The following is an 18,733-nucleotide window of genomic DNA, read 5'->3' as shown; positions in this document are numbered from 1 at the left end:
TAGGGGCCGCGGCTCAGTAGCCGAAGTCCTGTGTCCACCACGGGCCGCCCGGGCCGAAGTGGACGCCGACGCCGAGGGTCTTGAAGTCGGGGTTCAGTATGTTGGCGCGGTGGCCGGGACTGTCCATCCACGCCCGCACCACGGCCGCCGCGTCCGTCTGGCCGCGGGCTATGTTCTCGCCGCCGAGGTCGGTGATGCCGGCCCGCGCGGCCCGGTCCCCCGGTGTGCGGCCGTCCGGGTCGGTGTGGTCGAAGAATCCGCGCGCGGCCATGTCGTCGCTGAACACCCCGGCCAGTGAGGTCAGCGAGGAGTTCGCCGACAGCGGGCTGCAACCGGCCTTCGCCCGCTCGTCGTTGACCAGCTTCAGCACCTGGGCCGCGGCGGCGGCCTCCGTCGACACCGTCACCGGCGGGGAGGCCGGCGTCGGGGCCTCGGTGACCTTGTGCGACGGGGTGCCGCTGGGCTCGGCCGACGTGGACGGCGTCGCCTTGGGCGTCGTGCGCGGGGCCGGCTTCCTGGCGGCCGTCTTCGAGGGGGCCGGCGTCTGGGAGGCCGCCGGCTCGGAGGGGGCCGGCGTGCGGGAGGCCGCCGGCTTCGACGGAGAGGCGGAGGCGGAGGCGGGTGTGGAGGCGGAGGCGGAGGGGATCGGCGACGGGGTGTGCCCGGTGCCCCGGTGAGCCGTGCCGCCGTCCCGGCTCTCGGCGGTGCCAGAGGTGCCGCCCTGCTCGCTGGCCGTGTTGCTGGGCGTGCCGACGGCCTGCACTTGTTCCCCGCCGGTGGTGTGGGTGCCGCCGCCGAGCTGGTAGTGCTCCAGACCCGGCATCACACCCGTGGCCACCGCGACCGTGCCGAGGGCGACGGCCGCGGACACCCCGAGCAGGCCCGCGCGCACCGGCCGCGCGGCCTTCTTGCCGCGCCGCCGGCCGTGGGAAGGCCCGCCGGGCGGCGTCGACCCGCCGAGGGGATGACCGGACGGGAACGCCGACGTGGACGGCGTGGGGTCGTACTCCGGCGCGGCCGGTGCGGAGCCGTCGTCGGTCGAGTACAGGTAGGCCTGGGCCCTCGCGGTGGCCTCGGCGTAGGCCTCCGGGTTCAGATAGGGAGCGATGCCCATGGGTACCGGACGCCGCCCCGCGGACGGGTGACGGTCGTCGCCGCTCCCGGTGCCGGACGGCTGCGTGCGGTCGTCCCCCGTGGCGCGGCCCGTGGCGGCGCGGCCGGCGGCTGAGCGTCGGTGGCGTCCCATGTCCTTGCCCTCTTCCTCGTGCTCGCGGTCGGACCGGTGCCCGCACGGCGCGTGCCTGTCCGGCCGCCGATCCGTGGCGAGTGACTCCCGCTGGCCCACCCGACTCACTCGATCGAGTGAGTTTCATATGCGATTCATTGGGTCGGGACGGTACCCCATGCCGCTGGGGGACGACGTGTCCCGCACGACCTCGGCCCGTTAGGTTGCAGCCATGAGTGAGGAAGTACGACTGGTCGCCTGGGTCCGTGGACACGTGCAGGGCGTGGGTTTCCGCTGGTTCACGCGTGCCAGGGCGCTGGAGATCGGCGGCCTGAGTGGTTTTGCTCTCAATCTGGCCGACGGCCGGGTCCAGGTGGTCGCCGAGGGGGCCCGGGAGCGCTGCGAGGGACTGCTGGACTGGCTCCAGGGAGCCGACACGCCCGGACGCGTGGACGGTGTCACCGAGATCTGGGACACACCGCGGGGTGGTTACGAGGGGTTCGCGATCCGCTGAGCCCGTTGCGCACGGACCCGCGGCCCGCCTCCGCGGGTGCCCACGGGAAGCGGAAACCGCCTGGTGGTTGCCAATATCGGCCCGGCATGGCAGGCTCCGCAGGTACTGCTGGTCGCCACGCCCTGAGGGCCCGGAGGAGTCGCAGCGCCGCCGGATCGCCGGTCGCGCGCCCCGGTTCGCCCGCCGATACAGGGCGTGATCGTGTTGACCGTCAAACTTTTTGGTGAGACGCTGAAAGCCCCGCGCACCTTAGCTGTTTGGCATGGAGCAACACCAGGGCAACACTCGGATGTGCCAAGCACCGCGGGTGCGAATCCCTCACGACCCACACCGCATCGGTCGGTCACTCATTGTGGAGGACCATCCATCATGGCAAAGGCGCTTCTCGGTTACGTCGGCGGCTCCGACCCTCGACTCCTCGCCGAGATGCGACGGTTGCAGCAGCGCGTCCAGGACCTGGAGTCCGAGCTGGTACGGATCCAGGCCGAGAACGAAGCGCTGTCGGCTGCCGCCTCTCAGGACAGGATCATGGAGAGCATCGACGCACACCAGGCGGAGCCTGCGCTCACCTGATAGCTGCATCGCTCCAGAACAGCGGTGACAGCGAACGAGCTGCCCGTATCAACCGCTCAGTTGGTCGGACGGCTGCGACCCAGCCGTCGGAACTGCAAGGGACGCCTCGGCGTCCCTTCTTTCTTTCCCCACGCATCGTTTCACCCTCTTAACGTCTGGTGTGCCCTGCCCGTTCAATGGCGAAACCGTGGGGTTGCGAGTGTCCGTGGAGTGAGATAGCGGCGGCGGGTAAAGTCCAGCGGCGTGCACCTCAAGGCCCTGACCCTCCGCGGGTTCAAGTCGTTCGCCTCCGCCACCACGCTCCGGTTCGAACCCGGGATCACGTGCGTCGTCGGTCCGAACGGCTCGGGCAAGTCCAACGTCGTGGACGCGCTGAGCTGGGTCATGGGCGAGCAGGGCGCGAAGTCGCTGCGCGGCGGCAAGATGGAGGACGTCATCTTCGCCGGCACCACCGGGCGCCCGCCGCTCGGCCGCGCCGAGGTGTCCCTGACCATCGACAACTCCGACGGCGCGCTGCCCATCGAGTACGCCGAGGTCACCATCACGCGGATCATGTTCCGCAACGGTGGCAGCGAGTACCAGCTCAACGGCGACACCTGCCGTCTCCTGGACATCCAGGAACTCCTTTCCGACTCCGGTATCGGCCGCGAGATGCACGTCATCGTCGGCCAGGGCCAGCTCGACTCCGTCCTGCACGCCGATCCGACGGGCCGCCGCGCCTTCATCGAGGAGGCGGCCGGCGTCCTCAAGCACCGCAAGCGCAAGGAGAAGGCGCTCCGCAAGCTCGACGCGATGCGGCCCAACCTCGCGCGCGTGCAGGACCTGACGGACGAGCTGCGCCGCCAGCTCAAGCCCCTGGGCCGCCAGGCGGCGGTCGCGCGCCGGGCCGCCGTCATCCAGGCCGACCTCCGGGACGCGCGCCTGCGCCTGCTCGCCGACGACCTCGTCCGACTTCGCGAGGCCCTTCGGGCCGAGATCGCCGACGAGGCGGCCCTGAAGGAACGCAAGGAGACCGCCGAGCAGGAGCTGAGCGAGGCCCTGCGCCGCGAGGCGCTGCTGGAGGACGAGGTACGGCGGCTCACCCCCCGCCTCAAGCGGGCCCAGCAGACCTGGTACGAGCTGTCCCAGCTTGCCGAACGTGTACGCGGCACCATCTCGCTGGCCGACGCCCGCGTGCACAGCGCCACCTCCGCGCCCCCCGAGGAACGGCGCGGCCGGGATCCCGAGGACCTGGAACGCGAGGCCGCCCGCATCCGCGAGCAGGAGGCCGAGCTGGAGGCGGCCCTGGAGGCGGCGCAGCGGGCCCTGGACGACACGGTCGCCCACCGTGCCGAACTGGAGCGCGAGCTTGCTGTGGAGGAGCGCCGGCTGAAGGACGTGGCCCGCGCCATCGCCGACCGCCGCGAGGGCCTGGCCCAACTGTCCGGGCAGGTCAACGCCGCCCGCTCCCGCGCCGCCTCCGCGCAGGCCGAGATCGACCGGCTGGCCACCGCCCGCGACGAGGCGCGGGAGCGCGCGGTCCGGGCGCAGGAGGAGTACGAGGCCCTGAAGGCCGAGGTCGACGGCCTCGACGCCGGCGACGCGGACCTCGCCGAGCAGCACGAGGCGGCCAGAGGGCGGCTCGCGGAGGCGGAGACCGCCCTCGCCGCTGCCCGCGAGGCTGTCACCACGGCCGAACGCCGGCGCGCCGCGACCCAGGCCCGCCACGAGGCGCTGGCGCTCGGCCTCAGGCGCAAGGACGGCACCGGCATACTGCTCGGGGCCCGGGACCTGCTGACCGGAGTGCTGGGTCCGGCTGCGGAACTGCTGACGGTGACCCCCGGCCACGAGGCCGCCCTCGCCGCAGCCTTCGGCGTGGCGGCGGACGCGATCGCCGTGACCTCCCCGGCGTCGGCGGCCGAGGCGCTCCGCCTGCTGCGCAAGCAGGACGGCGGCCGCGCGGCACTCCTGCTGGCCGGCCCCCCGGAGCAGCCACCCACCCCGCCGGCCGACCACACCCCCCGGGCCACCCCACCCACGTCCCACACCCCCGGTGCGGAGTCGATCGCCCCTGCCGTCCCCGGTGCCGAGTCCGCCGACCGTGCCACGCTAGGTGTCCAGCCCGCCGACCGTGCCGCCTCCGGCGACCGTGGCACCCCCCGCGTGGAGTCGGCCGGCCCTGCCGTCCCCGGTGCGGAGTCCGCTGACGGTGGCATCCCTCGCACCGAGTCCGCCGGCCCCGCTGTCCACAGGGTTCCCGTTCGGTCCGGTGGGCGGTCCGGTGCGTTGCTCCATGCCGCCGATCTCGTCCGTGGTCCCGGTGAACTCATGCCCGCCGTACGCCGGCTGCTGCGGGGGATCGTCGTCGTGGACGGCCTGGAGGACGCCGAGGCACTGGTGCACGCCTGCCCGGAGCTGACCGCCGTCACCGCCGAGGGCGATCTGCTCGGGGCCCACTTCGCGCACGGCGGTTCGGCCGGGGCGCCCAGTCTGCTGGAGGTGCAGGCCTCCGTGGACGAGGCCGCCGCCGAGCTGGCGGAACTGGCGGTGCGCTGCGCGGCGCTGGCCGAGGAGCAGCGGGTCGCGGCCGAGCGGCGTACGGCGGCGGCGGCCCTCGTCGAGGAGCTGGGGGAGCGGCGCCGGGCCGCCGACCGGGAGAAGTCCGGGGTCGCCCAGCAGTTGGGCCGGCTCGCCGGGCAGGCGCGCGGCGCCGCAGGGGAGGCGGAGCGGTCCGCCGCGGCGGCGGCACGCGCGCAGGAGGCGTCGGAGAGGGCCGTGCAGGAGGCCGAGGAGCTGGCCGAACGGCTGGCGGTGGCCGAGGAGATGCCGGTCGAGGAGGAGCCGGACACCGCCGTGCGGGACCGGCTCGCCGCCGACGGCGCCAACGCGCGGCAGACGGAGATGGAGGCCCGGCTCCAGGTCCGTACGCACGAGGAGCGGGTCAAGGGGCTCGCCGGGCGGGCCGACGCGCTGGACCGGGCGGCCCGGGCGGAACGCGAGGCACGCGCGCGTGCCGAGCAGCGCCGGGCCCGGTTGCGGCACGAGGCGGCCGTCGCGGGAGCGGTCGCCTCCGGGGCCCGCTGCCTGCTCGCGCACGTCGAGGTCTCCCTGTCCCGCGCCGAGCAGGAGCGCGCCGCGGCCGAGACCGCCAGGGCACGGCGTGAGGAGGAGCTGACCGCCGCCCGGACCGCGGGACGCGACCTGAAGGCCGAACTCGACAAGCTGACGGACTCGGTCCACCGCGGCGAGGTGCTCGGAGCCGAGAAGCGGCTGCGTATCGAGCAGTTGGAGAGCCGGGCGCTGGAGGAGCTGGGGGTGGAGCCGGAGGGGCTGGTGACGGAGTACGGGCCGCACCAGCTCGTGCCGCCCTCGCCCCCCGCCGACGGCGAGACGCTGCCGGACGACCCCGAGCATCCCCGGAACCAGCCGCGCCCCTTCGCGCGCGCCGAGCAGGAGAAGCGGCTGAAGGCGGCCGAGCGGGCGTACCAGCAGTTGGGCAAGGTCAACCCGCTGGCGCTGGAGGAGTTCGCGGCGCTGGAGGAGCGGCACAAGTTCCTCAGCGAGCAACTGGAGGACCTGAAGAAGACCCGCGCCGACCTGCTGCAGGTGGTCAAGGAGGTCGACGAGCGCGTCGAGCAGGTCTTCACCGAGGCCTACCGGGACACCGCCCGCGAGTTCGAGGGCGTCTTCGGCCGGCTGTTCCCCGGCGGTGAGGGCCGCCTGGTGCTGACCGACCCCGGCAACATGCTCAGCACGGGCGTGGACGTCGAGGCGCGTCCGCCGGGCAAGAAGGTCAAGCGGCTGTCCCTGCTGTCGGGCGGCGAACGGTCGCTGACGGCCGTCGCGCTGCTCGTGTCGATCTTCAAGGCCCGGCCGAGTCCGTTCTACGTCATGGACGAGGTCGAGGCCGCGCTGGACGACACCAACCTCCAGCGGCTGATCGGGATCATGCGGGAGCTGCAGGAGGCCTCGCAGCTCATCGTGATCACGCACCAGAAGCGCACGATGGAGGTCGCCGACGCGCTGTACGGCGTGTCCATGCAGGGCGACGGTGTGTCGAAGGTCATTTCCCAGCGCCTTCGGTAGCCCTCTTTCCAAGATCAACTGACTGAGAGTTCACTTCTTGAATACAGAGCGCCTACTTGTATCTCAAAGCTCACAGTCATCGGCCTATTGACTTCGGAACTTGAAGGCATAGTCTCTGCAACGTTGCTTTTACCTTCAGGTGTGAGTGGTGTGAACATGTGCCCCACTGGATACCTGGAAGGGATCTACCCCACCCCGGCAGCGTTGCCGCGGCCCGAGGAGTTTTCCGTGACCAGCACAGCGCAGGCACCTCAGTCAGGAGCCAGGACGGCTCATCCCGATCATCTCGGTCATGTCATCTTCATCGCGGCGGCGGCTGCCATGGGCGGTTTCCTGTTCGGTTACGACAGCTCCGTCATCAACGGTGCCGTCGAGGCCATCCGCAGCCGCTACGACGTCGGTTCGGCGGCCCTCGCCCAGGTCATCGCGATCGCCCTGATCGGCTGCGCCATCGGTGCCGCCACCGCCGGCCGCATAGCCGACCGGATCGGCCGCATCCGGTGCATGCAGATCGCCGCCGTCCTCTTCACCATCAGCGCCGTCGGCTCCGCGCTGCCCTTCGCGCTGTGGGACCTCGCCTTCTGGCGCGTCATCGGCGGTTTCGCCATCGGCATGGCCTCCGTCATCGGCCCCGCCTACATCGCCGAGGTCGCCCCGCCCGCCTACCGCGGCCGGCTCGGCTCCTTCCAGCAGGCCGCGATCGTCATCGGCATCGCCATCTCCCAGCTCGTCAACTGGGGCCTGCTGAACGCCGCCGGCGGCGACCAGCGCGGCAAGCTGATGGGCCTGGAGGCCTGGCAGGTCATGCTCGGCGTGATGGTCGTCCCGGCCGTCCTGTACGGCCTGCTCTCCTTCGCGATTCCCGAGTCCCCCCGCTTCCTGCTCTCCGTCGGCAAGCGTGAGCGCGCCCGCGCGATCCTCGCCGAGGTCGAGGGCAAGGACGTCGACCTGAACGCCCGCGTCGCCGAGATCGAGCACGCGATGAAGAGCGAGCACAAGTCCACGTTCAAGGACCTGCTCGGCGGCGGCTTCTTCTTCAAGCCGATCGTCTGGATCGGTATCGGCCTGTCGGTCTTCCAGCAGTTCGTCGGCATCAACGTCGCGTTCTACTACTCCTCGACGCTGTGGCAGTCGGTCGGCGTCGACCCGTCGGACTCGTTCCTCTACTCGTTCACGACGTCGATCATCAACATCGTCGGCACCGTGATCGCGATGATCTTCGTCGACCGCGTCGGCCGCAAGCCGCTCGCCCTCATCGGTTCGGTCGGCATGGTCGTGGGCCTCGCACTGGAGGCCTGGGCGTTCTCCTACGACCTCGTCGGCGGCAAGCTGCCCGCCACGCAGGGCTGGGTCGCCCTGATCGCCGCCCACGTGTTCGTCCTCTTCTTCGCCCTCTCCTGGGGCGTGGTGGTCTGGGTCTTCCTCGGTGAGATGTTCCCGAACCGGATCCGCGCCGCCGCCCTCGGTGTGGCCGCCGCCGCGCAGTGGATCGCCAACTGGGCCATCACCGCGAGCTTCCCGTCCCTGGCCGACTGGAACCTCTCGGGCACGTACGTGATCTACACGGTCTTCGCCGCGCTCTCCATCCCGTTCGTCCTCAAGTTCGTCAAGGAGACGAAGGGCAAGACCCTGGAGGAGATGGGCTGAGCCTCGCGACGAGGCACCCCCGAACTCGGGGAGAAGGGCCAAGTCCCCGCTGCCCCTCTCCCCGTACCGTCCGCCGCCCCCGGCCCGGCCACCGCCCGGACCGGGGGCGGCGGTGCGCTGTCCGGCCCACCGCAGCGGGAACCGGAGCCGGAACCGCACGGGCCGCGGGAACCGGAGCCGCCGAAGCTGTCGGAGCCGCCGGAGCCGCCGGAACCGGAGCCGCTGAAGCCGCCGAACCGAAAGCGGCAGGAGCCGGAGTCCCTGGTGTCGGTCTCCCGGGGGCGGCGCGGAGGCACGGTCCGTCGGTCGGCAGGGTCAGCCTGCCGGGCGAGGACGGCAGCCACTCCGCGGTCAACGGCGGACCCCGGCCACCACCCGTCCACCCCTCCCGCGCCGGTATCGGTCCGGGTGCCCGGCGCCGCCGTACCCGAGGGTGCGCGCTCGGCGGCAACGGCGGTCCGGGATCGGGGCGTACGACCGCGGGGCGTGCGACCGCGCCGACCACCGCGGCGGGCATGCGAAGTCCCCCTCCGGTACGGCTCGGTGGAGGGGGACGACGGGCAGTGCGGCGCCGGCCGGCCGGCCAGGGTCAGCCGGTCGGGGTCAGACGGTCAGGGTCTCGGGCTGCGGCGCGGGCGTGCTGTCCGCCGGGCGCTCGACCGCCGGCTTCGGCAGCACCAGGTACAGCACACCGGAGATCACGATCGTCGCCACCCAGCCGAGGCCGTACTCGCCGATCACGTTGTTCCTCGCGAGCGGGCCGGTGAACCAGTCGGACGTGGTGAACATCAGCCCCGACAGCAGACCGATCGCCCACGCCGCCACGGCCGCGGGGGGAGAAGCCGCCCCGGTACCAGTAGGCGCTGGTGCGCGTGGTGTCGGTCATGGCCCGGCCGTCGTACTCCGTGCGGCGCAGCATGTCCGCGCCGAAGACGCCGACCCAGGCGGAGAAGGCGACCGCGAGCAGGGACAGGAAGGCGATGAAGGAGCCCATGAAGCTCGTCGCCACCAGCATCAGCACGCCGCCGAAGATCAGCGAGATCACGGCGTTGACCGAGACGGCCCAGTGCCGCGGCACCTTGAAGCCGAGGGTCTGCGCGGTGAAGCCCGCCGAGTACATCGACATCGAGTTGATCAGCAGCATGCCGATCAGCGCGATGACCAGGTACGGCACCGCGATCCATGTCGGCAGGATCTCGCCGAGGAAGGACACGGGGTCGGTCGCCGAGGCCAGGTCGGGCGTGGACACCGCCATGACCGCGCCCATCAGGACCATGGGCAGGACGACGACACCGGCGCCGCCCACCGCCGTACCCACGATCGCCTTCGAGGACGCCGTGCGCGGCAGATAGCGGGTGAAGTCCGGCGCGGACGGGATCCAGCTCACGCCGCCCGCCGCGATCATGCCGACGCCGGTGATCACCGAGGCCGTGGAGCCGGCACCGTGGTGCATCACCCTCGACCAGTCGGTGTTCGCCACCAGGTAGCCGAGGACCAGGACGGAGAAGACACCGAAGAGGTAGGTCGCGTACTTGTTGCACTTCTGCACGGCGTTGATGCCGAGCCCGGAGATCACGAAGGTCGCGACGACGAACGCCAGCAGCATCACCATGTCGAGCACGCTGTTGGCCCTGATGCCGAACAGGATGTCCAGGATGGTCAGCATCGCGTAGGCGCCGGTCACCGCGTTGATCGTCTCCCAGCCCCAGCGCGCGACCCAGATCAGCGAACCGGGCAGCAGGTTGCCGCGCTGTCCGAAGACCGCGCGCGACAGTGCCATGCCGGGTGCGCCGCCGCGCTTGCCCGCGATGCCGATCAGCCCGACGAGGCCGTACGACACGACCGGCGCGGCCACGGCGACGACCAGCGCCTGCCAGATGTTCAGGTGGTAGGCCACGACCAGGCTGGCGCCCATGGTCAGCAGCAGCACGCTGATGTTCGCGCCGACCCAGGTGGGGAACAGCTCGCGGGTCCTCGCCGTGCGCTCGTGGTCGGGGACCTGCTCGATGCCGCGGGTCTCGAGAGCGCCTTCGGTCTCGACGGTTTTGCTCATGAAAGAGGTGCCAGACATGGGGGGACAGGGGGACGAGGGGACTCTACGCGCGTGGACAGCGCTCTCACCATCGTACTTTGCTCCGAGTCCTTGCGTTAAGTGGCGTTTGTCTCTCAGAGGAAGCCACAAACAGGGCCCCCGCGCTGCCCATGGCCGATACTGGTCGGGTTATGGAAACCGTCATCCTTGCTGTAGTCATCGCCGTGGTCGTGCTCGGCGCGCTCGGCGGGCTGATCGTGGGCAGCCGGCGCCACAAGCCGCTGCCTCCGCCGCCCCCGAAGACGCCCGACATCACCGCGCCACCGGCCGAGCCGCACGTCGGCGACGAGGCCGAGACGCCGCGCGACGAACCGCGCCGGACGATCGAGGAGGTGGATCTCCCGGGCGGCCCCGCACCGGTCGCCGTCGAGGAACCCCCCGTAGTCGAGGCTCCTGTCGGGATCGAGATCCCGGAGCCCACCGCAGGCCGGCTGATCCGGCTGCGCGCCCGCCTGTCCCGCTCGCAGAACGCCCTCGGCAAGGGTCTGCTCACGCTGCTCTCGCGCGAGCACCTCGACGAGGACACCTGGGAGGAGATCGAGGACACGCTGCTCACCGCCGACGTCGGTGTGCAGCCCACCCAGGAACTGGTCGAGCGGCTGCGCGAACGCGTGCGGGTGCTCGGCACCCGCACCCCCGTGGAGTTGCGCGGCCTGCTGCGCGAGGAGCTGCTCAACCTGGTCGGCACCGACGTCGACCGGGCGGTCAGGACCGAACCCGAGGGCCGCAGGCCGGGCATCGTGATGGTCGTCGGTGTCAACGGCACCGGAAAGACCACCACCACCGGCAAGCTCGCCCGGGTGCTGGTCGCCGACGGCCGCACCGTCGTACTGGGTGCCGCCGACACCTTCCGGGCCGCCGCCGCCGACCAGCTCCAGACCTGGGGCGAGCGCGTCGGCGCCCACACCGTGCGCGGCCCCGAGGCCGGCGACCCCGCCTCCGTGGCCTTCGACGCGGTCAAGGAGGGCAAGGAGATGGGGGTCGACGTCGTCCTCATCGACACCGCCGGCCGCCTGCACACCAAGACCGGCCTCATGGACGAGCTGGGCAAGGTCAAGCGCGTGGTGGAGAAGCACGCGCCGCTGGACGAGGTGCTGCTCGTCCTGGACGCCACCACCGGCCAGAACGGCCTGGTGCAGGCCCGCGTGTTCGCCGAGGTCGTCAACATCACCGGCATCGTGCTGACCAAGCTGGACGGCACGGCCAAGGGCGGCATCGTCGTCGCGGTCCAGCGCGAGCTGGGCGTGCCCGTGAAGCTGATCGGACTCGGCGAGGGCGCGGACGATCTCGCGCCGTTCGAGCCGGAGGCGTTCGTGGACGCGCTCATCGGCGACTAGGGCAGGACCGAGGCGGGGGATCGTCCTCCGCCGCGGAAGAAATGAGAAGCGCCCGCCCCCGAGGTGCAGTCGGGGACGGGCGCTTCGCCTTGTGCGCCCGCCGGTCGGGCCCGGAAGCGGTGCGTCGGGCCCGGGAGCGGTGCGTCAGGCCCGGGACCGGTGCGCCACGTACGCCAGCGCGCCCAGCAGCAGCCGCGCCGCCGGCGGGCGCGTCGCCGCGTCCAGCGCGGGCGGGCGCAGCCATCGCACCGGGCCCAGGCCGCCCCGGTCGGACGGCGGCGCGGTGATGTGCGCCCCCGGGCCGAGCCCGCGCAGGTCCAGCGCGGCGGGGTTGTCCCAGCCCATGCGGTACAGCAGCCGGGGGAGGTCCGCGGCGGAGCCGGGTGCCACGAAGAAGTGGGCGCGGCCGTCCGGGGTGGCGGTGACCGGACCGAGCGGGAGTCCCATGCGCTCCAGGCGGACCAGGGCGCGGCGGCCGGCCGCCTCGGAGACTTCCAGGACGTCGAACGCCCGGCCCACCGGCAGCATCACCGAGGCGCCCGGGTACTCGGCCCAGGCCTTGCCGACCTCGTCCAGCGTGGCCCCGGCCGGCACCGGCGGCGCGAAGCCCAGCGGGTGGGCGCCCGGCGCCGGGCAGTCGGGCCGTCCGCACGAACAGGCACCCGCCGCGGCCCGCGCCCCCGGCACCACGTCCCAGCCCCACAGTCCGGTGAACTCGGCGACGGCGGTGCACTCCGCGGAACGGCCGCGCCGGCGCCCGCCGGAACGGATCTCACGGATGCCGCCGATCGTGAAGCCCATGCCCCCTCCAACGGGTGGTGCGCGCCGATGGTCACGCCACGGAACGAGACGGAAGCGGAACGTAACGTTACGGCTCGCCCCTCCCCGACGCTCCGGGGGCAAGGCGGCGCTCGGAAGCGCACCGGGTGGCACATCGCGGAGAACGCGCCCCCGCGTGCATCACTTCGCCCGCTTCCCTTCGTCCTGTGTCAAGTCAATCGCGCCAAGGCGACCGTGAGTTCATGCGAAGGGGTGGCGAATGGTGGCGTTTCCGGGATTCCCGTGGCTGGGCGCGTGATCGGGGGATTACTGTGAGTGTGCGAGTCCTGAGGGCGCATGTACCCGTGGGTATGCCGGAGGCAAGTCGTCGGCTCGTTCGAAGGGTGAGAAGCGGCGGACGGGAGGTCGTCCTCACCGGCATTCTGATAGGGCTTGGCGCACTCGGCGACAAGTGGTCTCAGGGAGTGGGGGCGTTCCAGTGGGCGGCAACGGCGGTAGCGGGACGAACGCTGACAAGCGCCCCAACGAGCTGCTCGGCTCGTGGTTCGTGCGCAGCGGTTGGTCCAAGGGTGAGCTGGCCCGCCAAGTGAACCGCCGGGCGCGCCAGTTGGGTGCCAACCACATCTCCACCGACACCTCGCGCGTACGGCGCTGGCTGGACGGGGAGAACCCGCGCGAACCGATCCCGCGCATCCTCTCCGAGCTGTTCTCCGAGCGCTTCGGCTGCGTGGTCTCCATCGAGGACCTCGGCCTGCGCGCCGCCCGCCAGTCACCCGCCGCCTCCGGTGTCGACCTGCCCTGGACGGGCCCGCAGGCGGTCGCCCTGCTCAGCGAGTTCTCCCGCAGCGACCTGATGCTCGCCCGGCGTGGCTTCCTCGGCACCTCCCTCGCGCTGTCCGCGGGCCCCTCCCTCATCGAGCCCATGCAGCGCTGGCTCGTGCCGGTCCCGGGCGCCACGGGCCCGTCCGAACCGCGGTCCGCCCTCGACTCCCGCAGGCCGGGCCGGCTCTCCCGGCCCGAGCTGGACCTGCTGGAGTCCACCACGCGCATGTTCCGCCAGTGGGACGCCCAGTGCGGCGGCGGCCTGCGCCGCAAGGCGGTCGTCGGCCAGCTCCACGAGGTCACCGACCTGCTCCAGGAACCCCAGCCCGAGGCAACCACCCGCAAGCTGTTCCAGGTCGCCGCCGAACTGGCCGAACTGGCCGGCTGGATGTCGTACGACGTCGGCCTCCAGCCCACCGCGCAGAAGTACTTCGTCCTCGCGCTGCACGCCGCGAAGGAGGCCGGGGACAAGCAGCTCGGCTCGTACATCCTCTCCAGCATGAGCCGCCAGATGATCCATCTCGGCCGGCCCGAGGACGCCCTTGAGCTGATCCACCTCGCCCAGTACGGCAGCCGCGACTGCGCGAGCCCGCGCACCCAGTCCATGCTGTATGCGATGGAGGCCCGCGCCTACGCCAACATGGGCCAGCCCGGCAGGACCAAGCGCGCGGTCCGCATGGCCGAGGACACCTTCGCCGAGGCCGACGAGTGGGACGAGCCGGACCCCGACTGGATCCGCTTCTTCTCCGAGGCCGAGCTGTACGCCGAGAACTCCCACTCCTACCGCGACCTCGCCTATGTCGCCGGCCGCAGCCCCACCTACGCCTCCCTCGCCGAGCCGCTCATGCGGCGGGCGGTGGAGCTGTTCGCCGAGGACTCCGAGCACCAGCGGTCCTACGCGCTCAACCTCATCGGCGTGGCCACCGTGCACCTGCTCCAGCGAGAGCCCGAGGAGAGCACGCTCTACGCCGCACGGGCCATGGACATCGCCAAGAAGGTCCGCTCCGAGCGTGTGAACACTCGTATCCGAAAGACGGTCGACACGGCCGTGCGCGACTTCGGCGACCTGGGCGCCGTGGTCGACCTCGCCGGCAAGCTCGCCGTCGATCTTCCCGAGAGCGCCGAGGCGGGCTGACCCGGAGAGAACACATGCCCCGGCCGCGGCCGGTCCTCCCGAACTGCCCGACTCGGCTCCCCCATGCCAGGTCATCGAGAGGCCGGCCGCGGCCGGTTTCTTCTCCGCCCGGAGAAGGTCGCGCCACGATGACGATCCCGCGGCCGGGCATCCCGCACTTCACCGACGCGTAACACGCACGGCGTCTTCGTCACCCCGGCGAAACAACGAGGGGCTTCCACGGAAACCGCGCTGCGCCAGTCTCAGGGCGCATAACCGGCCACCCCTCAACCGACCGGACCGCTCAGGCACCGCCCGCACGGGGCCGTACCAACCGACGAGGAGACGCCGATGGCACCAGCCATCATGCTTGCGGCGGACGCACCCAGACTGTCGTCCGCCAACACCGGCTTCATGCTCATCTGTTCCGCCCTGGTGATGCTCATGACGCCGGGCCTGGCCTTCTTCTACGGAGGCATGGTCCGCGTCAAGAGCACCCTGAACATGCTGATGATGAGCTTCATCAGCCTCGGGATCGTCACCATTCTCTGGGTGCTCTACGGCTTCTCCCTCGCCTTCGGCACGGGCAACAAGCTGATCGGCTGGAACACCGACTGGTTCGGGCTCAGCAACATCGGGCTGACGGAACTCTGGGACGGCTACACCATCCCGGTCTACGTCTTCATGGTCTTCCAGCTAATGTTCGCGATCATCACGCCGGCCCTGATCAGCGGCGCCCTCGCCGACCGCGTCAAGTTCTCCGCCTGGGCGCTCTTCATCACCCTGTGGGTCACGGTCGTCTACGTGCCGGTCGCCCACTGGGTCTGGGGCGCCGACGGCTGGGCCTACAAGCTGGGCGTGATCGACTTCGCGGGCGGTACGGCGGTCCACATCAACGCCGGTGCGGCGGCCCTCGGTGTCATCCTCGTCATCGGCAGGCGCGTCGGCTTCAAGCGGGACCCGATGCGCCCGCACAGCCTCCCGCTGGTCATGCTCGGCGCCGGTCTCCTCTGGTTCGGCTGGTTCGGCTTCAACGCCGGCTCCTGGCTCGGCAACGACGACGGCGTCGGCGCGCTGATGTTCGTCAACACGCAGGTCGCCACCGCCGCCGCCATGCTGGCCTGGCTCGCCTACGAGAAGATCCGCCACGGCGCCTTCACCACGCTCGGCGCCGCCTCCGGCGCGGTCGCCGGTCTCGTCGCCATCACGCCCTCCGGCGGCGCTGTCTCCCCGCTTGGCGCGATCGCCGTCGGCGCCATCGCCGGTGTCGCCTGCGCCGCGGCCGTCGGCCTGAAGTTCCGGTTCGGCTTCGACGACTCCCTCGACGTCGTCGGCGTCCACATGGTCGGCGGCATCATCGGCTCGCTGCTCATCGGTTTCTTCGCCACCGGCAAGGGCCAGTCCGCCGCCACGGGCGTCTTCTACGGCGACCACACCTTCACCCAGCTCTGGAAGCAGTGCGCCGGCGTCTTCGCGGTCCTCGCCTACTCGCTGATCGTCTCCGCCGTCCTCGCCTTCCTCCTCGACCGGACCCTCGGCATGCGGGTCACCGAGGACGAGGAGGTCTCCGGCATCGACCAGGCGGAGCACGCCGAGACCGCATACGACTTCAGCGGCGCCGGTGGCGGGGTCACCGCGACCGCCGCCCCGGCCCAGGCCGCCGCGCAGACCAGGAAGGTGGACGCATGAAGCTCATCACGGCCGTCGTCAAGCCCCACCGGCTCGACGAGATCAAGGAGGCCCTACAGGCATTCGGCGTCCACGGACTGACGGTGACCGAGGCCAGCGGCTACGGTCGGCAGCGGGGCCACACCGAGGTCTACCGCGGCGCCGAGTACACCGTCGACCTCGTCCCCAAGATCCGCATCGAGGTCCTCGCCGAGGACGACGACGCCGAGGAGCTGATCGAGGTCGTCGTCAAGGCCGCCCGTACGGGCAAGATCGGTGACGGCAAGGTGTGGTCGCTGCCGGTCGAGACGGCCGTACGGGTCCGCACGGGCGAGCGCGGGCCGGACGCGCTCTGACACGGACGCACACGACGGAAGAACGGAGTCGCCGGGTGACGGGTACGGATGTGCGCGACGAAGCGGAAGACTCGGGACCCAGCGGTTACGCGGCGGCCCGGCTGCGCCTCCTCGGTGAGGGGGCGCGGTCCGGGCCGCCGCGCCGCAGCGCCCTCGCGGAACTGACCGACGACTGGCTCGCCGGGCTGTTCGGCGCGGCGGCCGGCGGCCTCGGCGGCGTCGCGCTCGTCGCCGTCGGCGGCTACGGCCGCGGGGAACTCTCCCCGCGCAGCGACCTCGACCTCCTGCTGCTGCACGACGGCTCCGACCCCGGCGCGGTCGCCGCCCTCGCCGACCGGCTCTGGTACCCGGTGTGGGACCTCGGCATCGCCCTGGACCACTCGGTGCGCACCCCGGCCGAGGCCCGCAGGACGGCCGGCGAGGACCTGAAGGTCCACCTCGGCCTCCTGGACGCCCGCCACCTCGCCGGCGACCTCGGCGTCACCTCCGGCCTGCGCACCGCCGTCCTCACCGAGTGGCGCAACCAGGCCCCCAAGCGCCTGCCCGAACTCCGGGAGCTGTGCGCCGAGCGCGCCGAACGGCAGGGCGAGCTGCGCTACCTGCTGGAACCCGACCTCAAGGAGGCCCGCGGCGGCCTCCGCGACGCCACCGCCCTGCGTGCCGTCGCCGCGTCCTGGCTGGCCGACGCCCCGCGCGAGGGTCTGGCCGACGCCCGCCGCCGCCTCCTCGACGTCCGCGACGCCCTGCACCTGTCCACCGGCCGCGCCACCGACCGGCTCGCCCTCCAGGAGCAGGACCAGGTGGCCGCCGCACTGGGGCTGCTCGACGCCGACGCCCTCCTGCGGCAGGTCTACGAGGCGGCCCGCGTGATCGCGTACGCCAGCGACGTCACCTGGCGCGAAGTGGGACGCGTGCTGCGCGCACGCGCCGTCCGGCCGCGCCTGCGGAAACTGGCGAAGGACCGCGGCGACTTCCTCCGCAGAGCGGTGACCGGGCGACGGCGGCAAGCCCGTCACCGAGCGCTCCCCGCTCGCCGAGGGCGTCGTCGAACAGGACGGCGAGGTGGTGCTCGCCCGCACCGCACGCCCCGAACGCGACCCCGTGCTCCCGCTGCGCGCCGCGGCCGCCGCCGCGCAGGCCGGCCTCCCGCTCTCCCCGCACGCCGTACGGCGCATGGCCGCCACCGCCCGCCCCCTGCCCGCGCCCTGGCCCGCCGAGGCCCGCGAGGCCCGCGAGCAACTGGTCACCCTCCTCGGCTCCGGCCGCCCCACGGTAGACGTCTGGGAAGCCCTGGAGGCCGACGGCCTGATCACCCTCCTGCTCCCCGACTGGGAACGGGTCCGCTGCCGCCCCCAGCGCAACGCCGTGCACGTCTGGACCGTCGACCGGCACCTGATCGAGACCGCCGTCCGCGCCGGCGAACTCACCCGCCGCGTCAGCCGCCCCGACCTGCTGCTCGTCGCCGCCCTGCTGCACGACATCGGCAAGGGCTGGCCCGGTGACCACTCGGTGGCCGGCGAGATCATCGCCAGGGACGTCGCCACGCGGATCGGCTTCGACCGCGCGGACGTGGCGGCCCTGTCCACGCTCGTCCGGCACCATCTCCTGCTGGTCGAGACGGCCACCCGCCGCGACCTGGACGATCCGGCCACGCTCCGTTCGGTCGCCGAGGCGGTCGGCAGCCAGAGCACCCTGGAGCTGCTGCACGCCCTCACCGAGGCGGACGCCCTCGCGACCGGCCCGGCCGCCTGGTCCTCCTGGCGCGGCTCCCTCGTCGCCGACCTGGTCCGCCGGGTCCGCGCCGTCCTCGCCGGGGACGCCCCCGAGGAGCCCGAGCCGGCCGCGCCCACCGCCGAGCAGGAACGCCTCGGCATGGAGGCATTCCGCACCGGCGGCCCGGTCCTCGCCCTGCGCGCCCAGACCGAACCCGTCCCCGAGGAGGAGCCGTCCGGCGATCCGGAACCCCTGGGCGTCGAACTCGTCATCGCCGTACCCGACCAGCCCGGCGTGCTGCCCGCGGTGGCCGGCGTCCTCGCCGTCCACCGCCTGACCGTCCGCACCGCCGAGTTGCGGGCCCTCCGCCTGCCCGACGACGTGGACGACCACGGCTCCGTCCTCCTCCTGAACTGGCGGGTCGCCGCCGAGTACGGCTCCCTGCCGCAGGCGACCCGCCTGCGCGCCGATCTCGTCCGCGCCCTGGACGGTACCCTGGACATCGCCGGCCGCCTCGCCGAACGCGACGCGGCCTACCCCCGCCGCCGCGGCTGGACCGCCCCGCCGCCCCGGGTGACCGTGGCCCCGGCCGCCTCCCACCACGCCACGGTGATCGAGGTCCGCGCCCAGGACGCGCCGGGCCTGCTGTACCGCATCGGCATGGCCCTGGAGAAGGCGGGCGTACGGGTGCGGAGCATGCACGTGAGCACGCTGGGCTCCAACGCGGTGGACGCGTTCTACGTCACCACGGGCACCGGCGCGCCCCTGCCCGCCGAGGACGCCACGTCGACGGCCGGGGCACTGGAGGAGACGCTGCGCGGATGAGC

The 18,733-nt window shown here is 72.3% G+C and carries 10 protein-coding genes and 2 pseudogenes; 9 read left to right on the top strand and 3 right to left on the bottom strand.

Features of this window, described 5'->3' with window-relative positions; all coding sequences use genetic code 11:
• Positions 1-13: 13 nt before the first annotated feature.
• A complete protein-coding gene (locus D9753_RS10115; RefSeq protein WP_121791001.1) occupies positions 14-1,246 on the bottom strand; it encodes a CAP domain-containing protein in 1,233 nt (410 codons plus the stop codon).
• A gap of 211 nt (positions 1,247-1,457) precedes the next feature.
• Here D9753_RS10115 and D9753_RS10110 point away from each other — a divergent pair, with 211 nt between their 5' ends.
• The 4 genes from D9753_RS10110 (at position 1,458) to D9753_RS10090 (ending at position 8,024) form a co-directional block, all read left to right on the top strand.
• Positions 1,458-1,739 (top strand): acylphosphatase, encoded by a 282-nt coding sequence (locus D9753_RS10110; RefSeq protein WP_121786698.1) that lies wholly within the window; start codon positions 1,458-1,460, stop codon positions 1,737-1,739.
• 369 nt (positions 1,740-2,108) lie between these two features.
• On the top strand, positions 2,109-2,312 hold the full coding sequence (locus tag D9753_RS10105; RefSeq protein ID WP_031167290.1) for a hypothetical protein: 204 nt from the start codon (positions 2,109-2,111) through the stop codon (positions 2,310-2,312).
• Positions 2,313-2,555: 243 nt separating this feature from the next.
• Positions 2,556-6,377, top strand: a complete 3,822-nt coding sequence (locus D9753_RS10095) for an AAA family ATPase (protein WP_121786696.1) — start codon at positions 2,556-2,558, stop codon at positions 6,375-6,377.
• 228 nt (positions 6,378-6,605) lie between these two features.
• A complete protein-coding gene (locus D9753_RS10090; protein WP_121786695.1) occupies positions 6,606-8,024 on the top strand; it encodes a sugar porter family MFS transporter in 1,419 nt (472 codons plus the stop codon).
• A 603-nt stretch (positions 8,025-8,627) separates the two neighbouring features.
• Here the strand turns inward: D9753_RS10090 and D9753_RS10085 are convergent.
• Positions 8,628-10,077 (bottom strand): annotated as a pseudogene (locus D9753_RS10085) (cytosine permease).
• A gap of 170 nt (positions 10,078-10,247) precedes the next feature.
• On the opposite strand from D9753_RS10085, the gene ftsY reads away from it, so the two are divergent.
• Positions 10,248-11,453, top strand: coding sequence for a signal recognition particle-docking protein FtsY (gene ftsY / locus D9753_RS10080; protein WP_121786694.1), 1,206 nt, complete (start codon positions 10,248-10,250; stop codon positions 11,451-11,453).
• Between the two features lie 144 nt (positions 11,454-11,597).
• Here the strand turns inward: ftsY and D9753_RS10075 are convergent, their stop codons facing one another.
• On the bottom strand, positions 11,598-12,254 hold the full coding sequence (locus D9753_RS10075; RefSeq protein WP_121786693.1) for a bifunctional DNA primase/polymerase: 657 nt from the start codon (positions 12,252-12,254) through the stop codon (positions 11,598-11,600).
• 457 nt (positions 12,255-12,711) lie between these two features.
• On the opposite strand from D9753_RS10075, the gene nsdA reads away from it, so the two are divergent.
• From nsdA to D9753_RS10055, 4 genes and pseudogenes are all read left to right on the top strand, one after another.
• A complete protein-coding gene (nsdA, locus tag D9753_RS10070) occupies positions 12,712-14,190 on the top strand; it encodes a transcriptional repressor NsdA (protein ID WP_121786692.1) in 1,479 nt (492 codons plus the stop codon).
• A gap of 330 nt (positions 14,191-14,520) precedes the next feature.
• Positions 14,521-15,858, top strand: coding sequence for an ammonium transporter (locus D9753_RS10065; protein ID WP_121786691.1), 1,338 nt, complete (start codon positions 14,521-14,523; stop codon positions 15,856-15,858).
• Positions 15,855-16,193: a P-II family nitrogen regulator gene (locus D9753_RS10060; protein ID WP_121786690.1), complete on the top strand. Its 339-nt coding sequence runs from the start codon at positions 15,855-15,857 to the stop codon at positions 16,191-16,193. Before D9753_RS10065 ends, D9753_RS10060 begins: the two co-directional genes overlap by 4 nt.
• Before the next feature lie 35 nt (positions 16,194-16,228).
• Positions 16,229-18,731: pseudogene (locus tag D9753_RS10055) on the top strand ([protein-PII] uridylyltransferase).
• The last annotated feature ends 2 nt before the right edge of the window (positions 18,732-18,733 follow it).

The sequence above is a fragment of the Streptomyces dangxiongensis genome (genome assembly GCF_003675325.1).
Classification (GTDB): Bacteria; Actinomycetota; Actinomycetes; order Streptomycetales; family Streptomycetaceae; genus Streptomyces; species Streptomyces dangxiongensis.
This window is presented reverse-complemented; position numbering and strand designations above follow the sequence as displayed.